This window comes from Thioclava litoralis (genome assembly GCF_045278885.1).
Classification (GTDB): domain Bacteria; phylum Pseudomonadota; class Alphaproteobacteria; order Rhodobacterales; family Rhodobacteraceae; genus Thioclava; species Thioclava litoralis.
This window is the reverse complement of sequence record NZ_CP135444.1, coordinates 118980-142000: the sequence shown is the minus strand read 5'-3', so window position 1 is coordinate 142000 and position 23021 is coordinate 118980. Positions and strand designations below refer to the sequence as shown.

Here is a 23021-nt window from a genome sequence, read left to right as displayed (position 1 = left end):
CATCGCCCTATGGCCGCCCCTTCCCGCGCGCTTGGCGGGGAGGGGCGTTTTATGCTTAGGCCTTGGCGACCACGCGCAGTGTCTGCGCGGGCGCTCCTTGGGTGATCTCGAACAGCCGGTCGATATTGGGATGCGCCCCGGGGCGGGCCTTGGCATCAAGGCTATGTTCGGCAAAAAGCGCGATGGCGTAGGTTGCGGCCTGTGCATCCAGCGCCCCGAACATCTGGGCGAGATAGTGATAGACGGCAAGCGAGCCCTGTTTGCCCGGCTTGTTCTCGATGCAGGCCAGAACCGTCCCTGTCGCATCCAGCAATTCGATATGGCTCAGCCCGTCGATGGGTGGCAAAAGCGCCAGATTGTCTTTGAAAGAGGCGGTGGGGGCGATCATGGGGACATCCTTTCATCATCATCGGTGGTTCCGCCCATACCAGCTTTGCGCAGGCGAGCCTAGCTGCCCGAGAGCAAGACGACCCCCAGCACCAGAATGGCGCATCCTGCCAGACGTGCCGGACCGACCGCCTCTTTCAGCAGCACCATCCCCAGCAAGGCCCCGACCATCATCGAGCTTTCGCGCAGCGGGGCCACGAGGCTGAGCGGTGCCCCATGCGCGATGGCGGTGAGCACCAGAATATAGGCCAGTGGCGAAAAGAGCCCGATGGCCGCCGCCCGTCGCCAGTGCCCCCGCATGCGCTGACCTGCAAGATGGCGGTTTTTCAGGGCCAGAGGGGCCAGCATGGCCACGCGCATCAGGTTGCACACCCATTCCAGCAGGACAGGTGCCACCCCCAGCAGCTTGACGGCGGTCGCATCGGTCAGGGTGTAGCAGGCAATCAGGCTGCCGGTGAGAAGCCCCCAAAGCAGGCCCGTCCGCCCCTCCGGTCGCCAGAACATCGCCAGTCGTCCTTGTGACGCGATCAGCACGATCCCTGTCACCACGCAGAGCATCCCCGCGATGCCTGTGAGGCTGGCAGGCTCTTGCAGCAGAACAAACGCCCCGAGCACCGACAGAAGCGGCCCCGTCCCGCGGGCGACCGGATAGACGACCGACAGATCGGCCTTGGCATAACCTTGTTGCAGGCAGAGATTATAGGCCAGATGGATCAGCCCGCTGGCCACCATCACCAGTAGCCCCGTGAGGCTCGGGCCGGTGGCATCAAGGCCTGCGGCGCTTTCCGCAATGTGGCTGCGCCAGAAAATCCAAACCACCCAAGGCGTGTAGATCAGGCAGGCGCAGGCCGAATAGGCCAGCACGAAAACCGGTCCGGCCTGAGCCGCCCGTTTTGCCAGCAAATTCCAGCCCGCGTGAAGAAAAGCGGCGCAGAGCACCAGAAGAATGGCAGATAGCGTCATGGAGACCCCCTTGATGCGCCCGAAGACGTGCTCGGGCGTTGGTTGATCTCGACGTCTCCGCCTCTGGGATTTTATCCCTCGGGTGCAGCCAGAGGATATGGCCTCCGGTCTCTGCAACGCTCGGTCGCTGACGGCGCATCGCGCCCGGAACCCTAGTTGCCACTCGGTCGATAGGGGCAGGCTAGGTCAAAGATCCCGACAGGTCCAGCCGTCGGAGGGGTTTTTCTCTTGGTGGCGCGAGACAGATAGGGTGGGCGCCGGTCATATGGCCTCTTGCACTCTGTGACAGGATATGATTTGTTATAGTATAACATAACAAAAGATGACATAAAGGATGGGCCTACCATGTCAGTCGAAGATACCCGCTTGCCGGTCACGGTGCTTTCAGGTTTTCTGGGCGCCGGAAAAACGACATTGCTGAATGCGATCCTGAACAATCGCGAAGGCCGCCGTGTGGCGGTGATCGTGAATGATATTTCCGAGGTGAATATCGACGCCGATCTGGTGCGTTCGGGCGGGGCAGAGCTGAGCCATGCCGAGGAGAAGCTCGTCGAGATGACGAATGGCTGCATCTGCTGCACCCTGCGTGACGATCTTCTGGCCGAGGTGCGCCGTCTCGCGGAAGAAAAGCGTTTCGATTATCTGCTGATCGAAGGCACCGGTATCGCCGAGCCGCTGCCTGTGGCGGCGACTTTCGAGTTCCGCGATGAAAACGGCGACAGCCTCTCGGATGTGGCGCGGCTTGATACGATGGTGACCGTGGTCGATGCGGCCAACCTGCTGAACGACTATTCCAGCCATGATTTCATCGCCGATCGCGGCGAAAGTCTGGGCGAGGGCGACGAGCGGCGGATTGTCGACCTGCTGGTTGACCAGATCGAGTTCGCGGATGTGGTGGTGCTGAACAAGGTCAGCGATGCGGGGCCTGCCAAGGTGGATGCGGCGCGCAAGATCATCACCTCGCTGAACCCTGATGCGCAGATCATCGAGACGGACCATTCGCAGGTTGCGCCCGAGCGTATTCTCGACACGGGCCTGTTCGATTTCGACACCGCGCATGACCACCCGCTCTGGGCGAAAGAGCTGTATGGTTTTGCCGATCATGTGCCGGAAACCGAGGAATATGGCGTGTCCTCTTTCGTGTATCGCGCGCGTTTGCCCTTCCATCCGCAACGCATCCATGATGCGCTGAACGGGCCGCTGCGGGGGGTGATCCGTGCAAAAGGCCATTTCTGGCTTGCGACCCGCCCCGACTGGCTGGCGGAGTTCTCGCTGGCGGGGGCGCTTTCGGCGGTGCGCCCGATGGGGATCTGGTGGGCATCGGTGCCGCAAGATCGCTGGCCCGACAGCCCCAGCGCGCGGCAATATCTCGAACATCACTGGGCCGAGCCCTATGGCGACCGCCGTCAGGAACTGGTGTTTATCGGGGCGGGGCTCGACAAGGAGGGGATCACCAAGGCGCTTGATGCGGCCCTTGTCGACCCCGAAGAGTGCCCGCCGCATCGCTGGGCCGACCTGCCCGACCCCTTCCCGCGCTGGCGTCAGCCCGAAGCGGCCTGATCCATCCGTTTTGTCTTGCGGTCCCTATGCCGCAGGGCGAGCCCGCCCCCGCGACACTCCCTCGCGGGGGCGTTTTTATGCGCTTTTGCCTTTGGTCCGCGCGGATTGCGGGGCGGACGTAACGTTTTTTCTTTTTTCTGTAGGAGGTTAGGCGCTGGTTGCTAGGCTTGTCTGGCGCAGGGCAAGAAAAGGGCTTGATGCCTTTCATAGTATCGATAATAAATTTACGAGATATGAAATATTGGGTTTTTGTCGATAATGTCTACTACAGCCAGCACTTGGACCAGCCAGGCCGCAAAGTCTCTTTATGATATGCCGCTAATGGATCTCCTTTTTCGCGCTCAATCGGTGCATCGGGAGAATTTCGATCCTAACCAGATCCAGACCTCCCGTCTTCTATCGATAAAAACCGGCGGCTGTGCCGAGGATTGCGCCTATTGTTCGCAATCGGCGCGGAACGGCTCGCAGCTTTCCGCTTCGAAGATGATCGAGGTGGAGCGTGTTCTCAGCGCGGCCCGCAAGGCGCGTGACGGAGGGGCCACGCGGTTTTGCATGGGGGCAGCATGGCGCGAGCCCAAAGAGCGCGACATGGACGCTCTTGTGGCGATGGTCGAAGGGGTGCGCGGTCTGGGCATGGAAACCTGTATGACGCTTGGTATGCTGGATGACAGTCAGGTGATCCGCCTGCGCGATGCCGGTCTCGATTATTATAACCATAATATCGACACCTCCGAGCGCTATTATCCCGAGGTGATCACCACGCGTAGTTTCGCTGACCGGATCGACACCCTCAACCGCGTGAAAGAGGCGGGGATCAAAGTCTGCTCGGGCGGTATTCTGGGGATGGGCGAGCATGCGCAGGACCGCGTCGATATGCTGGTCACGCTGGCCAATCTGAACCCTGCGCCCGATTCCGTGCCGATCAATATGTTGATGCCGCAGGCGGATACGCCTTTGGCAGAGGCCAAGCCGGTGGACCCGATCGACTTCGTGCGGCTGATCGCGACGGCACGGATCATGATGCCGGCCTCCTATGTGCGGCTTTCGGCAGGGCGCAGCGAGATGAGCGACGAGATGCAGGCCCTGTGTTTTCTGGCGGGTGCGAATTCGATCTTTGTGGGCGAGACCCTGCTGACGGCAGAAAACCCCGAAGAGGACAAGGATGCGGTCCTGTTTGCCAAGCTCGGCTTGCGTGCCGAGACAATGGCAGGGCGCTGCGAGACAAAAGCCGCAGAGTGAGGGCGGCGCAATGAAGGCTCTCGCGCGTCTGGACGATATGCTCGGCCATCTGGAGGCACGCCATCGCCGCAGGGTTGTCGCGCCACGTCAGGGGGTGGATTTTGCCTCGAACGACTATCTTGGCCTGACCGGCTCGGCCTTTCTCAAGGAAGCCGCGCTGCGGGTTCTGGCGCGCGATGTGCCTCTGGGCGCGGGGGGCTCGCGGCTCTTGCGCGGCAACCATCCCGAACACGAGGCGCTGGAGGCCGAAGCCGCCGCCTTTTTCGGTGCGCAAGCGGCGCTGTTCATGGGCGGCGGTTTTCAGGCCAATCAGGCGATCTTCTCGACGCTGCCTGCGGCGGGCGATCTGGTGGCCTATGATGCGCTGGTCCATGCCAGCGCCCATGAGGGCTTCCGGCTGGGGCGGGCCGACCTGCGCAGTTTTGCCCATAATGATGTCGAGGCGGCCCGCCAGACGATTGCGGACTGGCGGGCATCGGGGGGGGCCGGGCAGGTCTGGATTGCGGTGGAAAGCGTCTATTCGATGGAGGGCGATCTGGCGCCGCTGGCTGCCTTCGACCGCCTCGCACAGGCGGAAGAGGCGGTGCTGGTGGTGGACGAGGCCCATGCCACCGGGGTGTTTGGCCCGTCGGGGCGCGGGTTGGCGCATGGTCTGCAGGCCGAGGTTCTCAGCCTGCATACATGCGGCAAGGGGCTGGGCGTTTCGGGCGGGCTTGTCTGTGGCGCGAAGGTTTTTATCGATAGTCTGGTCTCCCGTGCGCGGCCTTTCATCTTTGCCACCGCGCCGGCCCCGTTTACGGCTGCACTCTTGCGCGAGGTTCTCGCGCATCTGGCCGCAACGCCTGCCTTGGTGGCACAGGCGCAGGCGCGGATTGCCTTTGCCCATGATCAGGCGCGGCTGCACCGGATCGACCGCGCCGGACTGCACAGCCAGATCATTCCGGTGATACTGGGCGGGGATGCGCAGGTGATGGCATGGGCAGATCGTTTGCGCGGGCAGGGGTTCGACCTGCGTGGGATCCGCCCGCCCACCGTTGCGCGCGGCACGGCGCGGCTGCGGATCTCGGTGACGGGCAATGTCACCCCTGCCGAAATTGCCGCCCTGTTCGAAACCCTCGCCGCCTATCAGAAGGAGGCCGCATGAGCGCCGTCATCGTTACCGGAACCGATACCGGCATTGGCAAAACCGTGTTTGCCGCAGGTCTGACAGCGGCGCTTGGTGCGCAGTACTGGAAACCTGTCCAGTCGGGGCTGGAGGAGGAGACCGACAGCCTGATCGTGTCAAGACTGGCAGGGGTGACGCCTCTGCCCGAAGCCTACCGCCTGCGCCGCCCCGCCTCGCCGCATCTGTCTGCCGAGGCGGAAGGCATCGAGATCGATCCGGACCGGCTGGCCCTTCCTGCGGTGGACGGGCCGCTGGTGGTGGAAGGCGCGGGGGGCGTGATGGTGCCGCTGACGCGCAAAGCCTTCTTTCTGGATATGTTCCGGCTCTGGCAGGCTCCGGTGATCTTGGTGGCGCGCACGGCGCTTGGCACGATCAACCATACCGCGCTGTCGCTTCTGGCTCTGCGTTCGGCGGGCTGTTCGGTGATTGGCGTCGCGTTCGTGGGCGATCCGGCCCCCGATGTCGAGCAGAGCATCGTGGACACCTGCGCCATTCCCCGTCTGGGCCGCCTGCCGCTGCTGCCCGATCTGGGGCGCGACAGCCTTGCCCGCGCCTTTGACGGCATCGATCTTGCCACCATCCGGAGCCATCTGTGACAGCCCTTGCCTTTGACGCCCGCCATCTGTGGCACCCCTATACCAATGTGCTCGATCCCGGTCCGATGCATCTTGTCACCGAGGCCGAGGGCGTGTGGCTGACCCGTGCCGATGGCGGGCGGATGATCGATGCGATGTCCTCGTGGTGGTGCGCGGTGCACGGCCATCGCCATCCCGCCATTACCGCAGCGATGCACCGCCAGTTGGACCGGATGCCGCATGTGATGTTTGGTGGCCTGACCCATATGCCCGCAATCGATCTGGGCCAGCGTCTGGTGGCGCTTCTGCCCGAGGGGCTGGACCGGCTGTTCTATTGCGATAGCGGTTCGGTCGCGGTGGAAGTGGCGCTGAAGATGGCGGTACAATACCAAAGGGCGATGGGCCATCCGGAGCGGGCCGAGTTTGCCACGATCCGTGGTGGCTATCACGGCGATACATGGAAGGCGATGAGCGTCTGTGACCCGCAGACGGGGATGCACAGCCTGTTTCAGGGCGCGCTCTCGATCCAGCATTTCCTGCCGCGTCCGCCGATTGCCTTCGGGCAGGACTGGTCTGCCGATCCGGCACAGAACGGGCTGGGCGCGCTGGAGGTGCTCCTGTCGCGGAACGCGCACCGGCTGGCGGCGCTGATCGTGGAGCCGGTGGTGCAGGGGGCGGGGGGGATGTATTTCTATCACCCCGCGTGGTTGCAGGGCGCGCAGGCGCTGTGTCGGGACTATGGCATTTTGTTGATCCTGGACGAGATCGCCACGGGGTTCGGGCGCACGGGCAGGCTGTTTGCGGCCGATCATGCCGCCGTCACCCCCGATATCCTGTGCATCGGCGGGCGTGCGAGACGGGCGTGTGGCTGCGTCCTTTTGGGCGCAACATCTATTGCATGCCGCCCTTCGTGATCACCCCTGCCGAATTGCGCAAGGTCAGCACTGCCATGCTGGAACTGGCGGAGGGAGCCCGATGAAAGGGCAATGGCTCGGGCCACGGAAGCACCGCGACCTGCTTCTGGTCTTTGGCGGATGGGCGCTTGGCGCGGCGGCTTTTGCGGGGATGGTGGGCCAGACCGATGTGCTTTTGCTGGATGATTACAAGGATCTGACGGTCGATCTGCCCCCGCTGGAGGGATATGCCCATATCGATCTTCTGGCCTATTCCTTCGGCGTTGCAGGCGCGGCGCATTGGTTGGCGGGGCAGAACTTGGCGGGGCGGGGTCTCCGCCTCCGTCGCTCTGTCGCGATCGCCGGAACCCTGACCCCTGCATCCGTCACCTCCGGCATACCGCCCGAGCGGGTGCGGGCCACCGCCGAGGGGTTGACGGCGGCGACATTTGCCACCTTCTGCCGTCGCGCCGGACTGGCAGGCCCTGCGCCGCAGCTTGATCTGGAGGCGGCCCGTGCCGAATTGCTGGCGGTGATGGCGCGCGGCCCTGCGCCCGCCTATGCCTTCGACCGGATCTGGATTCCCCGCCGCGACAGGATCGTGCCGCCACAGGCACAGGAATATGCGTGGCACTCCCGCGCTGCGGCTGTGCGGTTTGTCGATGCACCCCATGTGCCGTTTCGGGCGGGGCAGGACTGGCAGGACTGGCTGCAATGAGCGCACTTTTGTCCCAGCGGGTGCAGCGCAGCTTCAGCCGCAGCTTCCACAGTTATCACGAAGCGGCCTGCCCGCAGGCGCGGATTGCGGATCTGCTGGTGGGGGCGCTGGCCCGTGCCGGTGCACCGGCGCGGTTCGGCTCGGTGCTTGAACTCGGTTGCGGCACGGGGCATCTGACCGCGCGGCTGCAACGCCAGTTCGATTGTCCCCAGATGACGCTCAATGACCTTTCCCCTGCGGCCTGCCAGACGGCACGGCAGTATGGAGCGACGTTCCTCTGCGGCGATGCCCTCGCGCTCGACTGGCCCGAGGTGCCCTCGCTTATCGCGTCGGCCTCGATGATCCAGTGGCTGCCCGACCCTTTGGCGCTGGTGCGACGGGCCGCGCGGGCCTTGCCGGAGGGGGGGTGGCTGGCGCTTTCGGGCTTCGGGCCCGGGCATTTCCGTGAACTGTCCGCGCTCGGCTCGCAGGCACAGGCCCCTGGGCTGTGTCCTCGCCACGCTCTGGCCGCAGCCGTGGCGCCCGATCTGGACGTTCTGGCCTGTGGCGAGGATCTCTTGCCGCTCTATTTCCCCTCGCCGCGCGAGGTCTTGCGTCATTTGCGCCGCACAGGGGTCAACGGACAGGCGCGACAAAACTGGACCCGCGCCCGCCTTGCCCGTTTCGAGGCCGCCTATCGACAGCAGTTCGGCACGGCGCAGGGGGTGTCGCTGACCTATCAGGCGGTGTGGATCGTGGCGCGCAAACCGGTCGGAGCTGCCCCGATCAGGAAAAGCGCATCAGATGGCGCTGCATCACCGTGCGGGCACGTGCGGCATCGCGGGCCTTGATGGCGCTGAGGATCGCGGCGTGGTCAGGGTCGTCCCTGCGGCGCCATTTGTCGCTATAGCGGGCTTTGAAGTGCCGCGCATACAGCAGTTGGAGGTTGCTGATCTCGCTGACAAGGCGCGGCATGTGGCAGCCTGCGATAATCGCCATGTGGAAGCCGCGATTGGCCTCTTCCCAATCTTCGGCGGTCGCGGCGGCATTGCAGGCCTCGTGCAGATGTTCGATCTCGGCAATCTGGGCGGGGTTCAGATACGGAACCGACCGCTCCAGCGCCAGTGGCTCCAGCGCGTGGCGCATCAGACGCAATTCCTCGATCGCATCCTTGTCGATCGGGGTGACGCACATGCCGCGACGGGGCAGGCTGATGGCCAGCCCCTGCGAGGCCAGCCGCAGCAGGGCTTCGCGGGCGGTGACCTGACTGACCCCGTATTCGCGCGCGATCAGATCCTGACGCAGCTTTTCGCCCGGGGCAAATTCGCCACGGATGATGCGCGTGGACAGTTGCTGGGCGATAGTATCCGATTTTGTGGTTGGCTGATAGGACACTCTATCTCCCTTGAGAGGCGGCGGATGGGCAGGTTCTAGCTGATTACAACGGCGTGACAGATCGGGCAACCGAGCAGAGGCCGATATTCCACATCCCCCGACCGTCGGAGGAAAAAGACAGCATCTTTCCCGCGCCTGACGCCGCATTACACCCTATCCCCGCACGACGAGCCGCGCAGGACGCGCGGCCCTTGGTGCGGCCCTCTTGGTGCGGCCCTTGGCGCGGGGGGGGGGGGGCGGGGCGGGAGTTAGGAGAGCCTGTCTTTCAGCCCGAAATACATCCCCACCAGAGGCAGGAACCACGGTTTGCCGCTATACATCGGGATGGTGGGCCATTCCAGCCCGGCCAGCGGGTTGGTTCCGGCGCGTCCCAAGGCCATATCGGCCAGCGCCTGCCCGACCAGCGTCGACATCTGCGCCCCGTGGCCGGAATAGCCCATGCCGTAAAGCAGACCATCGGTTTCGCCCGCGCGCGGGTAACGGTCTTTGGTCATGCCCACGAGCCCGCCCCAGCAATAGTCGATCTCCACCGGAGCAAGCTGGGGGAACAGGCGCAGCATCGCGCGGCGCAGGATTGCGCCGGATTTCGCGTCGGAGGCCTGATCTGAGCGTGCCGAAAACCGCGCCCTGCCACCGAAGATCAGCCGGTTATCGGGCGAGAGCCGGAAATAGTTGCCGATATTCATCGAGGTGACATAGGTCCGGTTGGCGGGGGCGATGCTGGCCGCCTCTGCGGGGCTCAGCGGGCGTGTGGCGATGATGAAGGACCCGACCGAAATCATCCGCTTGCGGAAATAGCTCAGCGGTGCCTCGGGCACGACCCCTCCGTAAGCCCCCGTGGCAAGGATCACACGGTTGGCCGACAGGGTGCCGCGCGGTGTGAGGATGTCCCAGCCCGTCGCGGTTTTGCGCCGCGCCGTCATCGGGGCATATTCCCAGAGTTTCGCGCCGTGGCGGTGACAGGCCTCGGCCAGACCGTTCACATAGCGCCCCATATGCATCATCGCGCTTTTTTCGTAGAGCATTCCGGCATGGAAGGCGTCCGAGCCGATCTCCTGTGCCAGTCCCGGCCGTTCGATCCAGCGGGTCTCGGGGTCGACCTCGCGGTGGATCAGCTCGAAATTGGCCCGCAGCCCCGCCACATGGCTCGGTTTCGAGGCCAGTTTGAGCTTGCCCGACCGCCGGAAGTTGCAATCGATGCCCTCTTCGGCCACCAGCGCCTCGATCATGTCGATCGAGCGGTCATAGGCTTTGTAAAGGCGGTGTGCCTGTTCGGCCCCCAGATGTGCCTTGGCGTCGCCATAACCATGAGCGATGCCATTATTGAGATGCCCGCCATTGCGCCCCGATCCGCCCGCGCCCACATGGGCGGCGTCCAGAACCGCCACATGGACACCTTCCTTCGCCAGTTTGCGTGCGGCGTTCAGGCCGGTGAAGCCTGCGCCGATCACGACCACGTCGAACTGCCCCTCGACCGCGCCGGATTGGGCATGGGCGAAGGGGGTCGATGTGTCATGCCAGTAGGAGTGATAATCCATCTCTTCCCCCTTCTTGCGGCCTACAGGCCGACAACCTCGGCCAGACCGGAGATATCCTTGACCTCGGTATAGCCGTAGAACGGATTGGCCGGTTCATGGGCGCGGTTGACCCAGACCTTGTGTTTGATGCCCATGTCATGCGCGGTCATCAGATCGTAGCGGAAGCTCGACGACACATGCAGGATGTCCTCCGGCCCGCAGCCCAGCTCGTCCAGCATATATTCGAACGGCCTCATCTGCGGTTTATAGGCGCCTGCGCTTTCGGCGGTGAAAACATGGGCGATGGGGGCCCCGAGCTTGGCGATGTTATGCGGGATCTGCGCATTCATCGAGTTGGTCAGGGCCACCAGCGGAATATGCGGTGCGATACGGGCCAGCCCTGCGGGCACATCCGCATGCGGCCCCCAAGTGGGCACGCGGGTGTAGATATCATGCGCCACTGCGGCATCGAATGGCACAGCATTGCGTTTGCAGGTCCGTTCCAGCGCGTTATGGACGATTTCGGCATAAGGCTTCCATGCGCCCAGCACCTCGTCGAGACGGTAGGCCGAGAAATCGCGGATGAAGGCGTCCATTGCGGGCGCGGAGAGATGCGCGCTGTAATGGTGGCGCGCCGCACCGGCCATGTCGAAGTTGATCATCGTGCCGTGGCAGTCGAAGGTGATGAATTTCGGGCGGAAGGTCATAGCTGTCTCCGGGAACTGTAAGATGGGTCCAGCCTGACGCCTTTGCCGCGACCATAGGTGCCGCAAGTGCGGCCTCTAGCGCAGGAAATACCGTTTGCAGCACGCAGATCGGCATGCGCTGCCGCCTGTGCCACGGTTTCGATGCCTTGGCGCAGGCGGGATCGGGCAGGATGGGTCTATCGGAATGCGTCCCACACCTAGCCGAAAGGATCTCCCATGACGTGCCTTCTTCCTCTAGAGACCTCGCCCGCCTTTCCCCCGCGCGAAGCGACCGCCGCGCCCGAGCGGCTGATCGAGGGGCAGCCGCAGTATAAGACATGGGAGCTTGATGCCGCGCTTGCCGAGGCCGCCAAATGGGGCAAGATCCGTACCGGCATCTGGGAGGCTACGCCGGGCAAGACGGTCTCGATGAAGGGCGATACTTTCGAGTTCTGCCACATCCTGTCGGGGCGCTGCCTGATTTCGGAAGAGGGCGGGGCCAGCCATGAATTCGCGGCAGGCGACAGTTTCATCCTGAAGCCCGGCTTTGTCGGTACATGGCAGACGCTCGAAACGTTGCGCAAAATCTTTGTGATCGCAGCATGAGCCCCGCCACGCTTATGCCCGCCACGCTTACGCCCGCGGATCTTCTGGCCCGTCTGGTGGGCTTTCCAACGGTGGTCGGCCAGCCCAATGGAGCGCTGATCGAGGATGTGGCGCGTTATCTGCGCGCGCATGGGGCCGAGGTGACGGTTCTGGCAGGGCCCGAGGGCGACAGGTCCAACCTCTTCGCAAGCTTCGGTCCGAAAGACGTGCCCGGCATTGTGCTGTCGGGGCATGTCGATGTGGTGCCTGCCACCGAACCGGAATGGCGCGCCGATCCGTTCGTGCTGCGCCGCGAGGGGGACCGGCTGATCGGGCGCGGGGCCTGTGACATGAAGGGCTTCGTGGCTGCGGTGCTGGCGGCGGCTCCCGCGATGGGGCGGATGGCTCTGCGTGCGCCGCTCCATATCGCGCTGTCCTATGACGAGGAAGCGGGGTGCAAAGGGGTGCCGCATCTTCTGGACGCCCTGCCTGCGCTCTGCGCGCCGCCCGAGGGGGCGATTATCGGCGAGCCCACCGGACTGGTGCCGGTGCTGGCGCATAAAGGCAAGGCGGCGCTGCGGCTTTCGGCCAAGGGGCGTTCGGGTCATAGCTCGCGTCCCGATCTGGGCCAGAATGCCATCCAGCGGCTGGTGCCGGTGCTGGCGCGGATCTGTGCGCAGGCGGAAGCCTTGACGCGGGGGCCGCAGGATGCACGCTTCGCCCCGCCTTACAGCTCGGTGCAGATCGGCACGATCTGCGGAGGCCAGGCGGTGAATATCATTCCGGATTTCGCCGAAGCCCAGATCGAGGCCCGGGCCATTGCCGGCGTGTCCCCCAAAGCGATCCTGCAGGAGGTTCTGGTGGATTTGCCCGAAGGGGTCAGCCTCGATTGGCTGTCGGAATATCCCGCCCTTGCGCTGGCTCCCGAGGCCCCTCTTGCCCGTTTGGCCGAGACCCTGACGGGGCGGGCTGCACAGGGCGCGGTCAGCTTTGGCACCGAGGCCGGTTTGTTCCAGCAAGCGGGGATTGCGGCCATTGTCTGTGGTCCGGGAGATATTGCGCGTGCGCATAAACCCGAGGAATATCTCACCCTGTCCGAGCTCGAGGGCACCTGTGCGATGTTGTCCTCCCTGATCGACCGGCAGGCGGTCTGAAGGGCGGCATAAAATGCTGTCGGGCTGCGGCAAATGCGATCTAGGCTGCGGCCCGACCCCGCGATGCAAGGGAAACTGCCGTGGTGCAGGCGCTAGTCTGGACCGGACAGATGCAAGAAGGAAAGAGACCCGAGCCATGACCGATGCCGCCCAAATCACTATTGCGCCGATGGAGCCTGCGCATCTGGCGCAGGCCCATGCGATGTCGCAGGCTGTTGCATGGCCCCATCGTCGCGAAGACTGGGCCTTGGTGCTGGGCGTGTCCGAGGCAGTGGTGGCGCTGCAGGGGGACAAGGTTGTGGGGACCGCGATCCTGTCGCTGCTGGGCGATGTCGGCACGATGAATATGATTATCGTCGACGCGGCGATGCGCGGGCGCGGGTTGGGGCGGGCATTGATGCAGACGCTGCTGGATCGGGCGGGCAGCATGGAGCTGCGGCTGGTGGCCACTGCCGACGGTTTGCCGCTGTATCGCAAGCTCGGCTTTCAGGCCGTGGGCGAGGTGGCGCAATATCAGGGTGTCGCACAGGCCCAAGCCCCCGAACAGCCGGTGCGGGAGGGCACGCCCGAAGATCTGGCCGTCCTGTTGGCGGCGGATCGCGCCGCGACCGGTATGGAGCGGAGCCGCGTGCTGCACGAGATTGCCGCGCAGGGCGAGGTGATCGCCACGCAGGGCGGGGTGGCGATGATCCGTGCCTTCGGACGCGGGCACGTGATCGGGCCGATCCTTGCGGCAGATGACCGTGCCGCGCGGGCGCTGCTTTCGGAAGCGGCCTGCCGCGCGGCGGGGCAGTTCCTGCGCGTCGATTTCGCGCCCGAGCACGCTCTGGCCGATCACGCCAAGGCGCTGGGGCTGCACCATGCAGGGGGCGGGATCGCGATGGTGCGCCCTGCGGGCGAGCGCGCCCGCACCCGCGACCGCGCCGCAGCACCGGCGCAATCGTTAGAACTGAAAACCTATGCCCTCGTGTCACAGGCCCTGGGCTGATCTTAGGAGACTGTCAATGTTGACCAATTCCCTGATCGAGATGGATCGCCAGCACCTGATCCACCCCGTGTCCTCGTTTCAAGGCCATGCTGCGCGTGGTGTGCGGGTGCTGGCCTCGGCCAAAGGGGCGCGGGTGACCGATGCCGAAGGGCGCGAGCTGATTGACGGCTTTGCCGGTCTTTGGTGCGTGAATGCGGGCTATGGCCATGAAAGCGTCGTCGAGGCGGCGGCTGAACAGATGCGCAAGCTGCCTTATGCCACGGGCTATTTCGGCCTTGGGTCCGAAGCCCCGATCAAGCTGGCCGCGGCCTTGGCCGAACGGGCTCCGGGGGATCTGAACCATATCTATTTCTCGTTGGGCGGCTCGGATGCTGTCGACAGCACGATCCGTTTCGTGCGCTATTACTGGCATGCCAAGGGGCAGCCCGGGCGGGACCAGTTCATTTCGGTCGAGGAAGGCTATCACGGGTCGACCAGCATGGGCGCGGGCCTGACCGCGCTGGCCGGTTTCCACGAGGGGTTCGGTGTGCCCTATAGCTGGCAGCACAAGATCTCGTCGCATTACACCTATCGCAACCCGTTGAAAAGCGACGCCGAAATCATTGCCGCCTCGGTGGCTGAACTGAAGGCGAAGGTGGCCGCGATCGGGCCGGAGCGCGTCGCGGCATTCTATGTCGAGCCGATTCAGGGGTCGGGCGGTGTGCTCGTGCCGCCGAAGGGCTGGATCAAGGCCATGCGCGAGGCCTGCCGCGAATTGGACATCCTGTTTATCGCGGATGAGGTCATCACCGGTTTCGGGCGCACCGGCCCGCTCTTTGCCTGCGAGGAAGAGGGCATCGTGCCGGATATGATGACCACGGCCAAGGGCCTGACCTCGGGCTATGTGCCGATGGGGGCGGTGTTCATGTCGGACCATGTGTTCGAGACCATTGCCGAGGGCGCGGGCGCCAAGGCGGTGGGCCACGGTTTCACCTATTCGGCGCATCCCGTGTCGGCGGCGGTCGCGCTGGAAGTGCTGTCGCTTTACGAAGGGGGGCTGCTGGAGAATGGTCGCAAGGCCGGTGCGCGTCTGATGGAGGGATTGCAGAGCCTGTCCGATCACCCGCTTGTGGGCGATGTGCGGGGCCGCGGGATGCTGGCCGCACTCGAACTGGTGACGGATAAGGACAAGAAAACCCGCCTGCCTGCCTCGGTCCAGCCGGCGACACGGCTGTTTGATCGCGCATGGGACAAGGGGCTGATCGTGCGGTCCTTCGCTCAGGGGATCTTCGGTTATGCGCCGCCGCTCTGCTGTACCGATGATGAGATCGACCAGATCGTGGCGCGCACCAAGGCGGTGCTGGACGAGACGCTGGATGATGCGGATGTCCGCGCGGCGATGGCCTGATGGCGCTTCTGTATCTTTCGGTTCCCGAACGCGGTGCGGTCTGGGCGCAGATGCTGGCCCGTGCGGGGGTCGAGATGGTGATGGGCGAGGCGGCAGTGACAGATCCTGCCGCCATCACCCATATCGCCTGCTGGCAACCGCCGGAGGATCTGGCGCGCTATCCCAATCTCAGGGCGGTGATCTCGGTCGGGGCGGGGGTGGACCAGATGCCGCCCATGCCCGAAGGGGTCATCCTGTCGCGCACGATTGCGCCGGGTATCGAACAGATGGTGCGGGACTGGGTGGTGATGGCGGTGCTGGCGCTGCATCGCGATCTGCCACTATATATCGCGCAGGCCCGCGAGGGATGCTGGCAGCTGCATGCGCCCCGCTCTGCCCATGAGGCCCGTGTGGGGATCATGGGAATGGGGCGGATCGGGCAGCTTGTCGCGCAGACGCTGGGCGCGCTCGGCTTCGAGGTGGCCGGATGGTCGCGCTCGGGGCAGTCCACGGCAGAATGTGCCGTCTATGATCAGGCGGGCCTGCCGGAATTTCTGGCGCGCAGCGACATTCTCGTGTGTCTTCTGCCTTTGACCGGGCAGACGCGGGGGCTGATGGATGCCGCGTTTCTGGCGCAACTGCCGCAGGGCGCGCGGCTGGTGCAGGCCGGACGGGGGCCGCAGCTTGATCTGGAGGCGCTCAGAACGGCGCTGGACAGCGGCCGGATTGCTGCGGCAATGCTGGATGTGACCGACCCCGAACCCCTGCCTGCCGATCATTGGGCATGGGCCGATCCGCGTGTGCTGATTACGCCGCATATTGCCGCGAAAACCGGCCATGAGGAGGGCGCGCGCCATGTGCTTGCCGTGATCGAGGCCACCACCAACGGAACGCCCGTGCCCGGTCAGGTCGATCAGGCAAAAGGCTACTGACCCCTGCCGGCCGGCCCTCGGGCCGGTTGCGCCCTTGCCGCATGAAATTCTGTCCCTGCGCGGATCGATACAGAAGATTATGCCGTGAAGCCCCCTCAATTCGGTGTTCCAAGCGCAGGATCCTTCGGCACACTGGGGTTTGTAAGACCAAGATTGCAGGGGAGATACCGGCGCCCGCAGCTCAGCCTACCCTCGCGCGGAGGCAGGCCCGCCGCCACCTCTCCCGCCCGCGTTTTTGCCGGATCTCTCCTCCGGTCCACCCGCAGAAAGGACTGCCGAAAATGGCAACCACCACCGCCACCAAACCGTTGACCGCCTTTCGCTATGTCACGTTCGATGTGGTCGGCACCCTGATCGATTTCGAAGGGGCCATCAAAGAAGGGCTTGCGCAGATCGCGGCCAGGGAAGGTCTGGCGATTGACGGCGAGGCTGCACTGTCGGTCTATCGCGAGGCGCGCTATGAAGAGGGCGCGCAGCGTTTCCCCGATGATCTGGGGCGGTGCTATGCGCGCATTGCCGCAGCGATGGGCCTGCCCGACACCGAAGAATACCGTCAGCTGATGATCGACATCGTGGGCGAGGCCAAGCCTTTCCCCGACAGCGTCAAGGCGATGGCGATGCTCAAACAGCATTACAAGCTGGTGGCCATGACCAATGCCCGCCGCTGGGCTTTCGAGAAATATGCCGAGAAACTGGGCCAGCCGTTCTGGGCGGGGTTCACCACCGACGATACCGGCTGCGAGAAGCCCGACCCCGATTACTTCCATCAGGTTTTTGCCTATGTGGAACAGGATGGCGGGTCGAAGGAGGACATCCTGCATACCGCGCAAAGCCAGTATCATGATATCGGCATCTCGCGCGCATTGGGCATGACAAACGCTTGGATCCAGCGGCGGCACGCGCAAAGCGGATATGGCGGCACGATCGCCCCGAAAGAGTTCACCGAACCCGATTACCATTTCCATGCGCTGGCCGGTCTGGCGCAAGCGGCAGACGCGGCCTTTCGCGGCTGACACATCTTTCCCAGGGCGGCATCAAGACCGCCCGGGCTTCCGTCCAACGATCATAAAAACGGTGCGGCTGCGCACCCCTGACAGGGATACCCACGATATGACATATAAGCCGACAAACTGGTCCGGTCGCGATGATGCGATGGTCGAGACGATGATCCGTCGCGGGGCCTCGCGACGGGATCTTCTGAAGATGCTGATGGCCTCGGGGATCGGGATGGCGGCGGGCGGGTCGCTTCTGCTGCGGGCCGATCAGGCGGTCGCGGCGACCCCTGTCTATGGCGGGCATCTGAAAGCTGCGGGCTGGTCGTCCTCGACCGCCGATACGCTTGATCCGGCCAAGGCCTCCATGTCGACCGATTACGTGCGCTGCTGTGCGTTCTATAACCGCCTGACCATTCTCGACGAACAGGGCGTCGTGCAGATGGAACTGGCCGACAGTCTCAAGACCGATGATGCGAAGACATGGGAAATCAAGCTGAAATCCGGTGTGAGCTTCCATGACGGCAAGACCCTCTCGGCCGAGGATGTGGTCTATTCGCTCAAGCGCCATCTTGATCCGTCCGTAGGGTCCAAGGCCAACGCGATGGCCGCGCAGATGACCGAAATCTCCAAGCTTGACGATCTGACGGTGAAGATCGTGCTGGCCGGCGCCAATGCCGATCTGCCGACCATTCTGGCGATGCACCATTTCATGATCATCGCCGATGGCACGACCGATTTCAGCAAGGCCAACGGCACAGGTGCTTTCATCTGCGAAACCTTCGAGCCGGGTGTGCGGTCGATCGCTGTGAAAAACCCGAATTACTTCAAGGACAAAGCTCCCTATCTTGATAGTTTCGAATTCTTCGCGATTGCCGATACCAATGCGCGGGTCAATGCGCTTTTGTCGGGGGATATTCAGGTCGGGGCTTCGCTCAACCCGCGTTCGGTGCGCTTTATGGACGGCAAGCCGGGGGTGCAGACCTCGATCACGCGCTCGGGCAGCTATACCGACCTCAATATCCGGCTGGATATGGAGCCGGGTGCCAAGACCGGCTTTGTCGAGGGGATGAAATATCTGGTCAATCGCGAGGCGATCCAGAAGTCGATCCTGCGGGGCATGGCCGAAATCGGCAATGACCAGCCCGTTTCGGCATCGGACCGGTATCACAATCCCAATCTCAAACCGCGCGCTTACGACCCCGATCAGGCCAGACACCATTTCGAGAAAGCGGGGCTTTTGGGGGTCGAGATCCCGCTTGTGGCCTCGACGGCGGCGAATTCCTCGGTGGATATGGCGACCATCATCCAGCAGATGGGCGCGCAGATCGGCATGAAATTCACAGTCGATCAGGTGCCGCCCGATGGCTATTGGTCGAATTACTGGCTGAAATCGCCGGTGCATTTCGGCAATATCAACCCGCGCCCGACCCCCGATATCCTGTTCTCGCTGCTTTATGCCTCGGATGCGCCGTGGAACGAAAGCCATTACAAATCGGAGAAATTCGACAAGATGATGCTGGAGGCGCGCGGCTCGCTGGACGAGGAGAAGCGGACCTCGATCTATTGGGAAATGCAGGAAATGGTGGCCAATGAGGCGGGCACGATCATTCCGGCCTATATCTCCAATGTCGACGGGCTTTCGGATAAGGTCGGGGGGATGCGCCCGAACCCGTTGGGGGCGCTGATGGGCTTCACCTTTGCCGAACATATCTGGCTGAACGCCTGATCATAGCCGAGCGGACCTGCGCGCCCTGGCGCGCAGGGGCCATTCTTGAAGATTGCTCCGAAGGGAGGTGCCCCTTGCCCCAGTCGTTTATGCCTTGGGTTCTTGTTTTCCAACGGCTTGGTATCGCGATCCTGACATTGCTGATCGTGTCTTTCGCCGTGTTCGTTGCCACCGAACTCCTGCCCGGAGATGTGGCGGAAATCCTGCTGGGACAGGCGGCAACGCCCGATGCCGTGGCCGGTCTGCGCGAGGCGATGGGCCTTGATAAGCCCGCCCTCCTGCGCTTTCTGGGCTGGCTTCTGGGCTTTTTCCACGGTGATCTCGGTATTTCCTATGTCAATAATATCCCCGTGGCCGATCTGGTGGGCGGGCGGCTTCTGAGCTCGCTGAAACTGGCGGGGATCACCACCGTGATCTCGGTGCCGGTCGCGCTCGGTCTCGGGATCGGGGCGGCCATGTGGCGCGGGTCCTGGTTTGACCGGATCGTGTCGATCCTGACCATTTCGGTGATCTCGGTGCCCGAATTCATGGTGGCCACGCTGTCGGTGCTGATCTTTGCGGTCTGGCTGGGCTGGCTTCCCGCGCTCAGCTACGGGGCGGCAGAGGTGACCTCGTTCGGGGCGCTTCTCAAGGCCTATGCGATGCCGGTGATCACGCTGAGCTTCGTCATCTCGGCGCAGATGATCCGCATGACCCGTGCGGCCGTCATCGAGACGATCAACACCCCCTATGTCGAGATGGCGCTGCTGAAGGGGGCCTCGCGCAAGCGGATGGTGCTCAAACATGCGCTGCCCAATGCGCTGGGGCCGATCGCCAATGCGGTCGCCCTGTCGCTGAGCTATCTGGTGGGCGGGGTCATCATCGTCGAGACGATCTTCAACTATCCCGGCGTGGCCAAGCTGATGGTCGATGCCGTTTCCACCCGCGACCTGCCGCTGATCCAGTCCTGCGCGTTGATCTTCTGCGTCAGCTATCTGCTGCTGATCACGCTGGCCGATCTTATCGCCATTCTCTCCAACCCGAGGCTGCGCCGTTGATGAATATGACAAGTTTCCGCCTCCCGACGCCGAAAAACCTTGGCTATTCGTTTAATTGGGTCGGCCGTATCGGTCTGGCCGTGATCCTGTTCTGGGCGGTGATCGCGATCTGCGGCAGTGCCCTTGCGCCGCATCCGCCGGGCGAGATCGTCGATTGGGATTTCTTCGGTGCCGCCTCCGGAAAGTTCTGGATGGGCACGGATTATCTGGGGCGCGACGTATTCTCGCGTGTGTTGCTGGGCGCGCGTTACACCGTCGGCATCGCGCTGGCCTCGGTTTTTCTGGCCTGTTCGGGCGGGGTGATCCTTGGCATGGTGGCGGCGGTCGCGGGGGGCTGGTTCGACATGATCCTGTCGCGGCTGCTGGATGCGCTGAACGGCATTCCCTCGCTGCTGTTCGGGCTGGTGACGGTGGCGGCCATCGGCTCCTCCATTCCGGTGCTGGTCGGGACTTTGGCGGTGATCTATCTGCCCGGGGCATATCGCTTTGCCCGCGCGCTGGCGGTCAATGTGAACACGATGGATTTCGTGACGGTGGCCCGTGCGCGGGGCGAGGGCACCCCCTATCTGATCGCCCGCGAGATCTTCCCCAATATCCTCGGCCCCGTTCTGGCCGATCTGGGATTGCGTTTCGTGTTCATCGTGCTGGTGCTTTCGGGGCTGTCCTTCCTTGGCCTCGGGGTGCAGCCGCCCAATGCCGATTGGGGCGGGCTTGTACGCGAGAATATCGAAGGTCTGTCGCTGGGGGCGCCGGCGGTGGTCTTCCCCTGCTTGGCCATCGCTTCGCTGACCATTTCGGTGAACCTGTTCATCGACAACCTGCCCACCAAAATCCGCGACAGGAGCTGAACCATGAAAGATTTCGCACAAGAAACCGCGCTTGTTTCGGTCCGTGATCTGCGGATCGGGGCGACCACCGATGCGGGGCGTAAAATCGAGATCATCAAGGGGGTCAGTTTCGACATCGCCCCCGGCGAGATGGTGTCATTGATCGGGGAATCCGGTTCGGGCAAAACCACGATCGCGCTGTCGCTGATGGGCCATACCCGCACCGGCTGCGCGATCACCGGCGGCGAAATCCGGCTGGACCGGCATATCGTGACCGCGATGTCGGAAAAAGCCCGTGCCCGTATTCGCGGCACCGAGGTGTCCTATGTGCCGCAATCGGCGGCTGCGGCCTTCAACCCCAGCCAGCGTATCATGGATCAGGTGGTGGAAATCACCACAATCCACGGCCTGATGCCCCGCGATGAGGCCGAGGCCAAGGCTGTATCTCTGTTCCGTGCCTTGGCTCTGCCCAACCCCGAGACCATCGGTCAACGCTATCCCCATCAGGTCTCTGGCGGGCAGTTGCAGCGGCTGTCGGCGGCGATGGCGCTGATCGGTAGCCCCAAGCTGGTGATTTTCGATGAGCCGACCACTGCGCTGGATGTGACCACCCAGATCGAGGTGTTGCGGGCGTTTCGCAATGCGATGGCCGAGGTCGGGGCGGCGGGTGTCTATGTCAGCCATGATCTGGCGGTGGTGGCGCAGATTGCGGACCGGATCGTGGTGCTGAAGGGCGGCGAGATACAGGAAGAAGGCAGCTGCGAGCAGATCCTGCATGCGCCTGCCCATCCCTATACCAGACAGCTTCTGGCCGCTTTCGAGCCGGTGCTGCATGAACCCTCCGGCGTGCCGGACCGCGTCAAGCACACGCCCATTCTGGAGGTGCATGATCTTTGCGCCGGATACGGGCCGATGCGCGATGGCGTGCCCTATGCCAAAATCCTCAAAAACGTGAATTTCAAGCTGGATCGGGGCCGCAATCTTGGGGTGATCGGGGAATCCGGCTCGGGGAAATCAACCCTTGCGCGGGCGATTGCGGGGATTTTGCCGCCCTATCGCGGCTATACGATGGTGGACGGGCAGGAAATGCCGCTTGATCTGGCCAAACGCTCCAAGGAACAGCTGCGCCGTGCGCAGATCGTGTTCCAGCTAGCCGATACGGCGCTGAATCCGGCACAATCCATCGGCACCATTCTGGGCCGTCCGCTGACCTTCTATCACGGGCTGCGGGGGCAGGCGCGCGAGGCCCGCGTGATCGAGCTGCTGGACATGGTGCGTCTGCCTGCCAGCCTGCGCCACCGCCTGCCGGGCGAACTGTCGGGCGGGCAGAAACAGCGCGTCAATCTGGCCCGCGCCTTGGCCGCCGAGCCGGAGCTGATCCTGTGCGACGAGATCACCTCGGCGCTGGATACGGTTGTGGCGGCGGCGATCATCGAGCTGCTGAAAGAGCTGCAGCGTGAACTGCACCTGAGTTATATGTTCATCAGCCATGATCTTTCGACCGTCGAGGCGATCTGTGACGAGGTGCTGGTGATGTATAAGGGCGAGGTGGTCGAGGCGCTGCCTGCGGCCCGCATGAGCGCGGAGGCGTTGCATCCCTATTCGCGGCTGCTGATTTCGTCTGTGCCGCAGCTTGATACGAACTGGCTGAACACGCTGGAACAGGACCCCGAACTGATTGCCACATTCGCCAACCGCTAAGTGAAAGCCCCGCCCTTCGCGGGGCTTTTTCACAGCCGGTCGGCAAAGATCCGCGTCAGCGGGATCTGGGTTTTGACGAAGGGCGTTTTCATCACCACGAAGCTGAAATATTTGTCGATGCCGATATCGCGGTCCACGAGCCCTTCGAGGATGGTCTGGTAATCGCCAATAGAGGCGGTGACGAATTTGGCCAGATAGTCATAGCCCCCCGAGACCAGATGGCATTCGATGCAGCTATCCACCTTTTCCAACGCCTCCTGAAAGCGGGCGAAGTCGATCTGGCGATGGTTCTTGAGGGTGAACTCGGTGAACACCGTCAGGGTTTCCCCGAGCTTCGTCATGTCGATCTGTGCGGTATAGCCGCTGATATATCCCGCCCGCTGGAGCTTCTTGACCCGCATCAGGCAGGGTGAGGGCGAGAGCGCCACCAGATCGGCAAGTTCGACATTGGTAATGCGGCCATTGCGTTGCAGCTCCGCCAGAATCTTCAGGTCGATTCTGTCCAGTTTATAGGCCGTGCTCATGTCTTCCCCTGCCGTGATCGCTTTTCCGACCATTCTTAGCGTGTTTTACAGCGCAAGGAAGAGTGTGCAAGGCGGCGCATACAACATGAAATGCCACAAAAGCCCGAGA

The 23021-nt window shown here is 63.5% G+C and carries 22 protein-coding genes and 1 pseudogene; 17 read left to right on the top strand and 6 right to left on the bottom strand.

The window, feature by feature from the left end; genetic code table 11:
- Positions 1-55: 55 nt before the first annotated feature.
- The gene (locus RPE78_RS14360) at positions 56-388 is read right to left on the bottom strand and encodes a DUF2322 family protein (RefSeq protein WP_330647201.1); all 333 of its coding nucleotides are present in this window, start codon (positions 386-388) and stop codon (positions 56-58) included.
- Positions 389-447: 59 nt separating this feature from the next.
- The gene (locus RPE78_RS14355) at positions 448-1350 is read right to left on the bottom strand and encodes an EamA family transporter (protein ID WP_330647200.1); all 903 of its coding nucleotides are present in this window, start codon (positions 1348-1350) and stop codon (positions 448-450) included.
- 345 nt (positions 1351-1695) lie between these two features.
- Between RPE78_RS14355 and RPE78_RS14350 the strand changes: the two genes are divergently transcribed.
- The 7 genes and pseudogenes from RPE78_RS14350 (at position 1696) to RPE78_RS14320 (ending at position 8330) form a co-directional block, all read left to right on the top strand.
- Positions 1696-2910, top strand: a complete 1215-nt coding sequence (locus RPE78_RS14350) for a GTP-binding protein (protein ID WP_330647199.1) — start codon at positions 1696-1698, stop codon at positions 2908-2910.
- Positions 2911-3168: 258 nt separating this feature from the next.
- Entirely contained in the window at positions 3169-4149 is a 981-nt protein-coding gene (bioB, locus tag RPE78_RS14345; RefSeq protein ID WP_330647198.1) for a biotin synthase BioB, read from the top strand.
- 10 nt (positions 4150-4159) lie between these two features.
- Entirely contained in the window at positions 4160-5293 is a 1134-nt protein-coding gene (locus tag RPE78_RS14340) for an aminotransferase class I/II-fold pyridoxal phosphate-dependent enzyme (RefSeq protein WP_330647197.1), read from the top strand.
- Complete coding sequence (gene bioD / locus RPE78_RS14335) at positions 5290-5910, top strand: dethiobiotin synthase (protein ID WP_330647196.1); 621 nt, start codon at positions 5290-5292, stop codon at positions 5908-5910. Before RPE78_RS14340 ends, bioD begins: the two co-directional genes overlap by 4 nt.
- Positions 5907-6734: pseudogene (locus RPE78_RS14330) on the top strand (aminotransferase class III-fold pyridoxal phosphate-dependent enzyme); the annotation flags it as partial. The gene bioD and the pseudogene RPE78_RS14330, both read left to right, overlap by 4 nt.
- A 130-nt stretch (positions 6735-6864) precedes the next feature.
- Positions 6865-7500 carry a pimeloyl-ACP methyl esterase BioG family protein gene (locus RPE78_RS14325; RefSeq protein WP_330647195.1) on the top strand — a complete coding sequence of 212 codons (636 nt, stop codon included), beginning with the start codon at positions 6865-6867 and terminating at the stop codon, positions 7498-7500.
- Positions 7497-8330, top strand: coding sequence for a methyltransferase domain-containing protein (locus RPE78_RS14320; RefSeq protein ID WP_330647194.1), 834 nt, complete (start codon positions 7497-7499; stop codon positions 8328-8330). Before RPE78_RS14325 ends, RPE78_RS14320 begins: the two co-directional genes overlap by 4 nt.
- On the opposite strand, the gene RPE78_RS14315 is transcribed toward RPE78_RS14320, so the two are convergent.
- The 3 genes from RPE78_RS14315 to RPE78_RS14305 all read right to left on the bottom strand — a co-directional run bounded on the left by RPE78_RS14315 (position 8266) and on the right by RPE78_RS14305 (position 11098).
- A complete protein-coding gene (locus RPE78_RS14315) occupies positions 8266-8874 on the bottom strand; it encodes a GntR family transcriptional regulator (protein WP_330647193.1) in 609 nt (202 codons plus the stop codon). The genes RPE78_RS14320 and RPE78_RS14315 overlap by 65 nt on opposite strands.
- A gap of 248 nt (positions 8875-9122) precedes the next feature.
- Complete coding sequence (locus tag RPE78_RS14310; RefSeq protein ID WP_330647192.1) at positions 9123-10412, bottom strand: FAD-binding oxidoreductase; 1290 nt, start codon at positions 10410-10412, stop codon at positions 9123-9125.
- 20 nt (positions 10413-10432) lie between these two features.
- The gene (locus RPE78_RS14305) at positions 10433-11098 is read right to left on the bottom strand and encodes a haloacid dehalogenase type II (protein WP_330647191.1); all 666 of its coding nucleotides are present in this window, start codon (positions 11096-11098) and stop codon (positions 10433-10435) included.
- A 216-nt stretch (positions 11099-11314) separates the two neighbouring features.
- Here RPE78_RS14305 and RPE78_RS14300 point away from each other — a divergent pair, with 216 nt between their 5' ends.
- The 10 genes from RPE78_RS14300 to RPE78_RS14255 all read left to right on the top strand — a co-directional run bounded on the left by RPE78_RS14300 (position 11315) and on the right by RPE78_RS14255 (position 22388).
- Positions 11315-11683: a cupin domain-containing protein gene (locus RPE78_RS14300; RefSeq protein ID WP_330647190.1), complete on the top strand. Its 369-nt coding sequence runs from the start codon at positions 11315-11317 to the stop codon at positions 11681-11683.
- Entirely contained in the window at positions 11680-12816 is a 1137-nt protein-coding gene (gene argE, locus RPE78_RS14295) for an acetylornithine deacetylase (RefSeq protein WP_330647189.1), read from the top strand. Before RPE78_RS14300 ends, argE begins: the two co-directional genes overlap by 4 nt.
- A 136-nt stretch (positions 12817-12952) precedes the next feature.
- Positions 12953-13804 (top strand): GNAT family N-acetyltransferase, encoded by an 852-nt coding sequence (locus RPE78_RS14290; RefSeq protein ID WP_330647188.1) that lies wholly within the window; start codon positions 12953-12955, stop codon positions 13802-13804.
- Positions 13805-13820: 16 nt separating this feature from the next.
- A complete protein-coding gene (locus tag RPE78_RS14285) occupies positions 13821-15191 on the top strand; it encodes an aspartate aminotransferase family protein (protein ID WP_330647187.1) in 1371 nt (456 codons plus the stop codon).
- Positions 15191-16102: a glyoxylate/hydroxypyruvate reductase A gene (locus RPE78_RS14280; RefSeq protein WP_330647186.1), complete on the top strand. Its 912-nt coding sequence runs from the start codon at positions 15191-15193 to the stop codon at positions 16100-16102. The genes RPE78_RS14285 and RPE78_RS14280 overlap by 1 nt, the downstream gene beginning before the upstream one ends.
- 281 nt (positions 16103-16383) lie before the next feature.
- Positions 16384-17115, top strand: a complete 732-nt coding sequence (locus tag RPE78_RS14275) for an HAD-IA family hydrolase (protein ID WP_330647185.1) — start codon at positions 16384-16386, stop codon at positions 17113-17115.
- 97 nt (positions 17116-17212) lie between these two features.
- Positions 17213-18823 carry an ABC transporter substrate-binding protein gene (locus RPE78_RS14270; protein WP_330647184.1) on the top strand — a complete coding sequence of 537 codons (1611 nt, stop codon included), beginning with the start codon at positions 17213-17215 and terminating at the stop codon, positions 18821-18823.
- A gap of 89 nt (positions 18824-18912) precedes the next feature.
- The gene (locus RPE78_RS14265; protein WP_330647283.1) at positions 18913-19860 is read left to right on the top strand and encodes an ABC transporter permease; all 948 of its coding nucleotides are present in this window, start codon (positions 18913-18915) and stop codon (positions 19858-19860) included.
- On the top strand, positions 19860-20708 hold the full coding sequence (locus tag RPE78_RS14260) for an ABC transporter permease (RefSeq protein ID WP_330647183.1): 849 nt from the start codon (positions 19860-19862) through the stop codon (positions 20706-20708). Before RPE78_RS14265 ends, RPE78_RS14260 begins: the two co-directional genes overlap by 1 nt.
- 3 nt (positions 20709-20711) lie before the next feature.
- Positions 20712-22388, top strand: a complete 1677-nt coding sequence (locus tag RPE78_RS14255; RefSeq protein WP_330647182.1) for an ABC transporter ATP-binding protein — start codon at positions 20712-20714, stop codon at positions 22386-22388.
- 29 nt (positions 22389-22417) lie between these two features.
- On the opposite strand, the gene RPE78_RS14250 is transcribed toward RPE78_RS14255, so the two are convergent.
- On the bottom strand, positions 22418-22912 hold the full coding sequence (locus tag RPE78_RS14250) for an Lrp/AsnC family transcriptional regulator (protein ID WP_330647181.1): 495 nt from the start codon (positions 22910-22912) through the stop codon (positions 22418-22420).
- Positions 22913-23021 lie beyond the last annotated feature (109 nt).

Excerpts from the sequence above, each read along its gene's own strand:
- RPE78_RS14360 (WP_330647201.1), bottom strand. The coding sequence starts at position 388 with ATGATCGCCCCCACCGCCTCTTTCAAAGACAATCTGGCGCTTTTGCCA.
- RPE78_RS14355 (WP_330647200.1), bottom strand. The coding sequence starts at position 1,350 with ATGACGCTATCTGCCATTCTTCTGGTGCTCTGCGCCGCTTTTCTTCAC.
- RPE78_RS14350 (WP_330647199.1), top strand. The coding sequence starts at position 1,696 with ATGTCAGTCGAAGATACCCGCTTGCCGGTCACGGTGCTTTCAGGTTTT.
- bioB (WP_330647198.1), top strand. The coding sequence starts at position 3,169 with ATGTCTACTACAGCCAGCACTTGGACCAGCCAGGCCGCAAAGTCTCTT.
- RPE78_RS14340 (WP_330647197.1), top strand. The coding sequence starts at position 4,160 with ATGAAGGCTCTCGCGCGTCTGGACGATATGCTCGGCCATCTGGAGGCA.
- bioD (WP_330647196.1), top strand. The coding sequence starts at position 5,290 with ATGAGCGCCGTCATCGTTACCGGAACCGATACCGGCATTGGCAAAACC.
- RPE78_RS14325 (WP_330647195.1), top strand. The coding sequence starts at position 6,865 with ATGAAAGGGCAATGGCTCGGGCCACGGAAGCACCGCGACCTGCTTCTG.
- RPE78_RS14320 (WP_330647194.1), top strand. The coding sequence starts at position 7,497 with ATGAGCGCACTTTTGTCCCAGCGGGTGCAGCGCAGCTTCAGCCGCAGC.
- RPE78_RS14310 (WP_330647192.1), bottom strand. The coding sequence starts at position 10,412 with ATGGATTATCACTCCTACTGGCATGACACATCGACCCCCTTCGCCCAT.
- RPE78_RS14305 (WP_330647191.1), bottom strand. The coding sequence starts at position 11,098 with ATGACCTTCCGCCCGAAATTCATCACCTTCGACTGCCACGGCACGATG.
- RPE78_RS14300 (WP_330647190.1), top strand. The coding sequence starts at position 11,315 with ATGACGTGCCTTCTTCCTCTAGAGACCTCGCCCGCCTTTCCCCCGCGC.
- argE (WP_330647189.1), top strand. The coding sequence starts at position 11,680 with ATGAGCCCCGCCACGCTTATGCCCGCCACGCTTACGCCCGCGGATCTT.
- RPE78_RS14290 (WP_330647188.1), top strand. The coding sequence starts at position 12,953 with ATGACCGATGCCGCCCAAATCACTATTGCGCCGATGGAGCCTGCGCAT.
- RPE78_RS14285 (WP_330647187.1), top strand. The coding sequence starts at position 13,821 with ATGTTGACCAATTCCCTGATCGAGATGGATCGCCAGCACCTGATCCAC.
- RPE78_RS14280 (WP_330647186.1), top strand. The coding sequence starts at position 15,191 with ATGGCGCTTCTGTATCTTTCGGTTCCCGAACGCGGTGCGGTCTGGGCG.
- RPE78_RS14275 (WP_330647185.1), top strand. The coding sequence starts at position 16,384 with ATGGCAACCACCACCGCCACCAAACCGTTGACCGCCTTTCGCTATGTC.
- RPE78_RS14270 (WP_330647184.1), top strand. The coding sequence starts at position 17,213 with ATGACATATAAGCCGACAAACTGGTCCGGTCGCGATGATGCGATGGTC.
- RPE78_RS14265 (WP_330647283.1), top strand. The coding sequence starts at position 18,913 with ATGCCTTGGGTTCTTGTTTTCCAACGGCTTGGTATCGCGATCCTGACA.
- RPE78_RS14260 (WP_330647183.1), top strand. The coding sequence starts at position 19,860 with ATGAATATGACAAGTTTCCGCCTCCCGACGCCGAAAAACCTTGGCTAT.
- RPE78_RS14255 (WP_330647182.1), top strand. The coding sequence starts at position 20,712 with ATGAAAGATTTCGCACAAGAAACCGCGCTTGTTTCGGTCCGTGATCTG.
- RPE78_RS14250 (WP_330647181.1), bottom strand. The coding sequence starts at position 22,912 with ATGAGCACGGCCTATAAACTGGACAGAATCGACCTGAAGATTCTGGCG.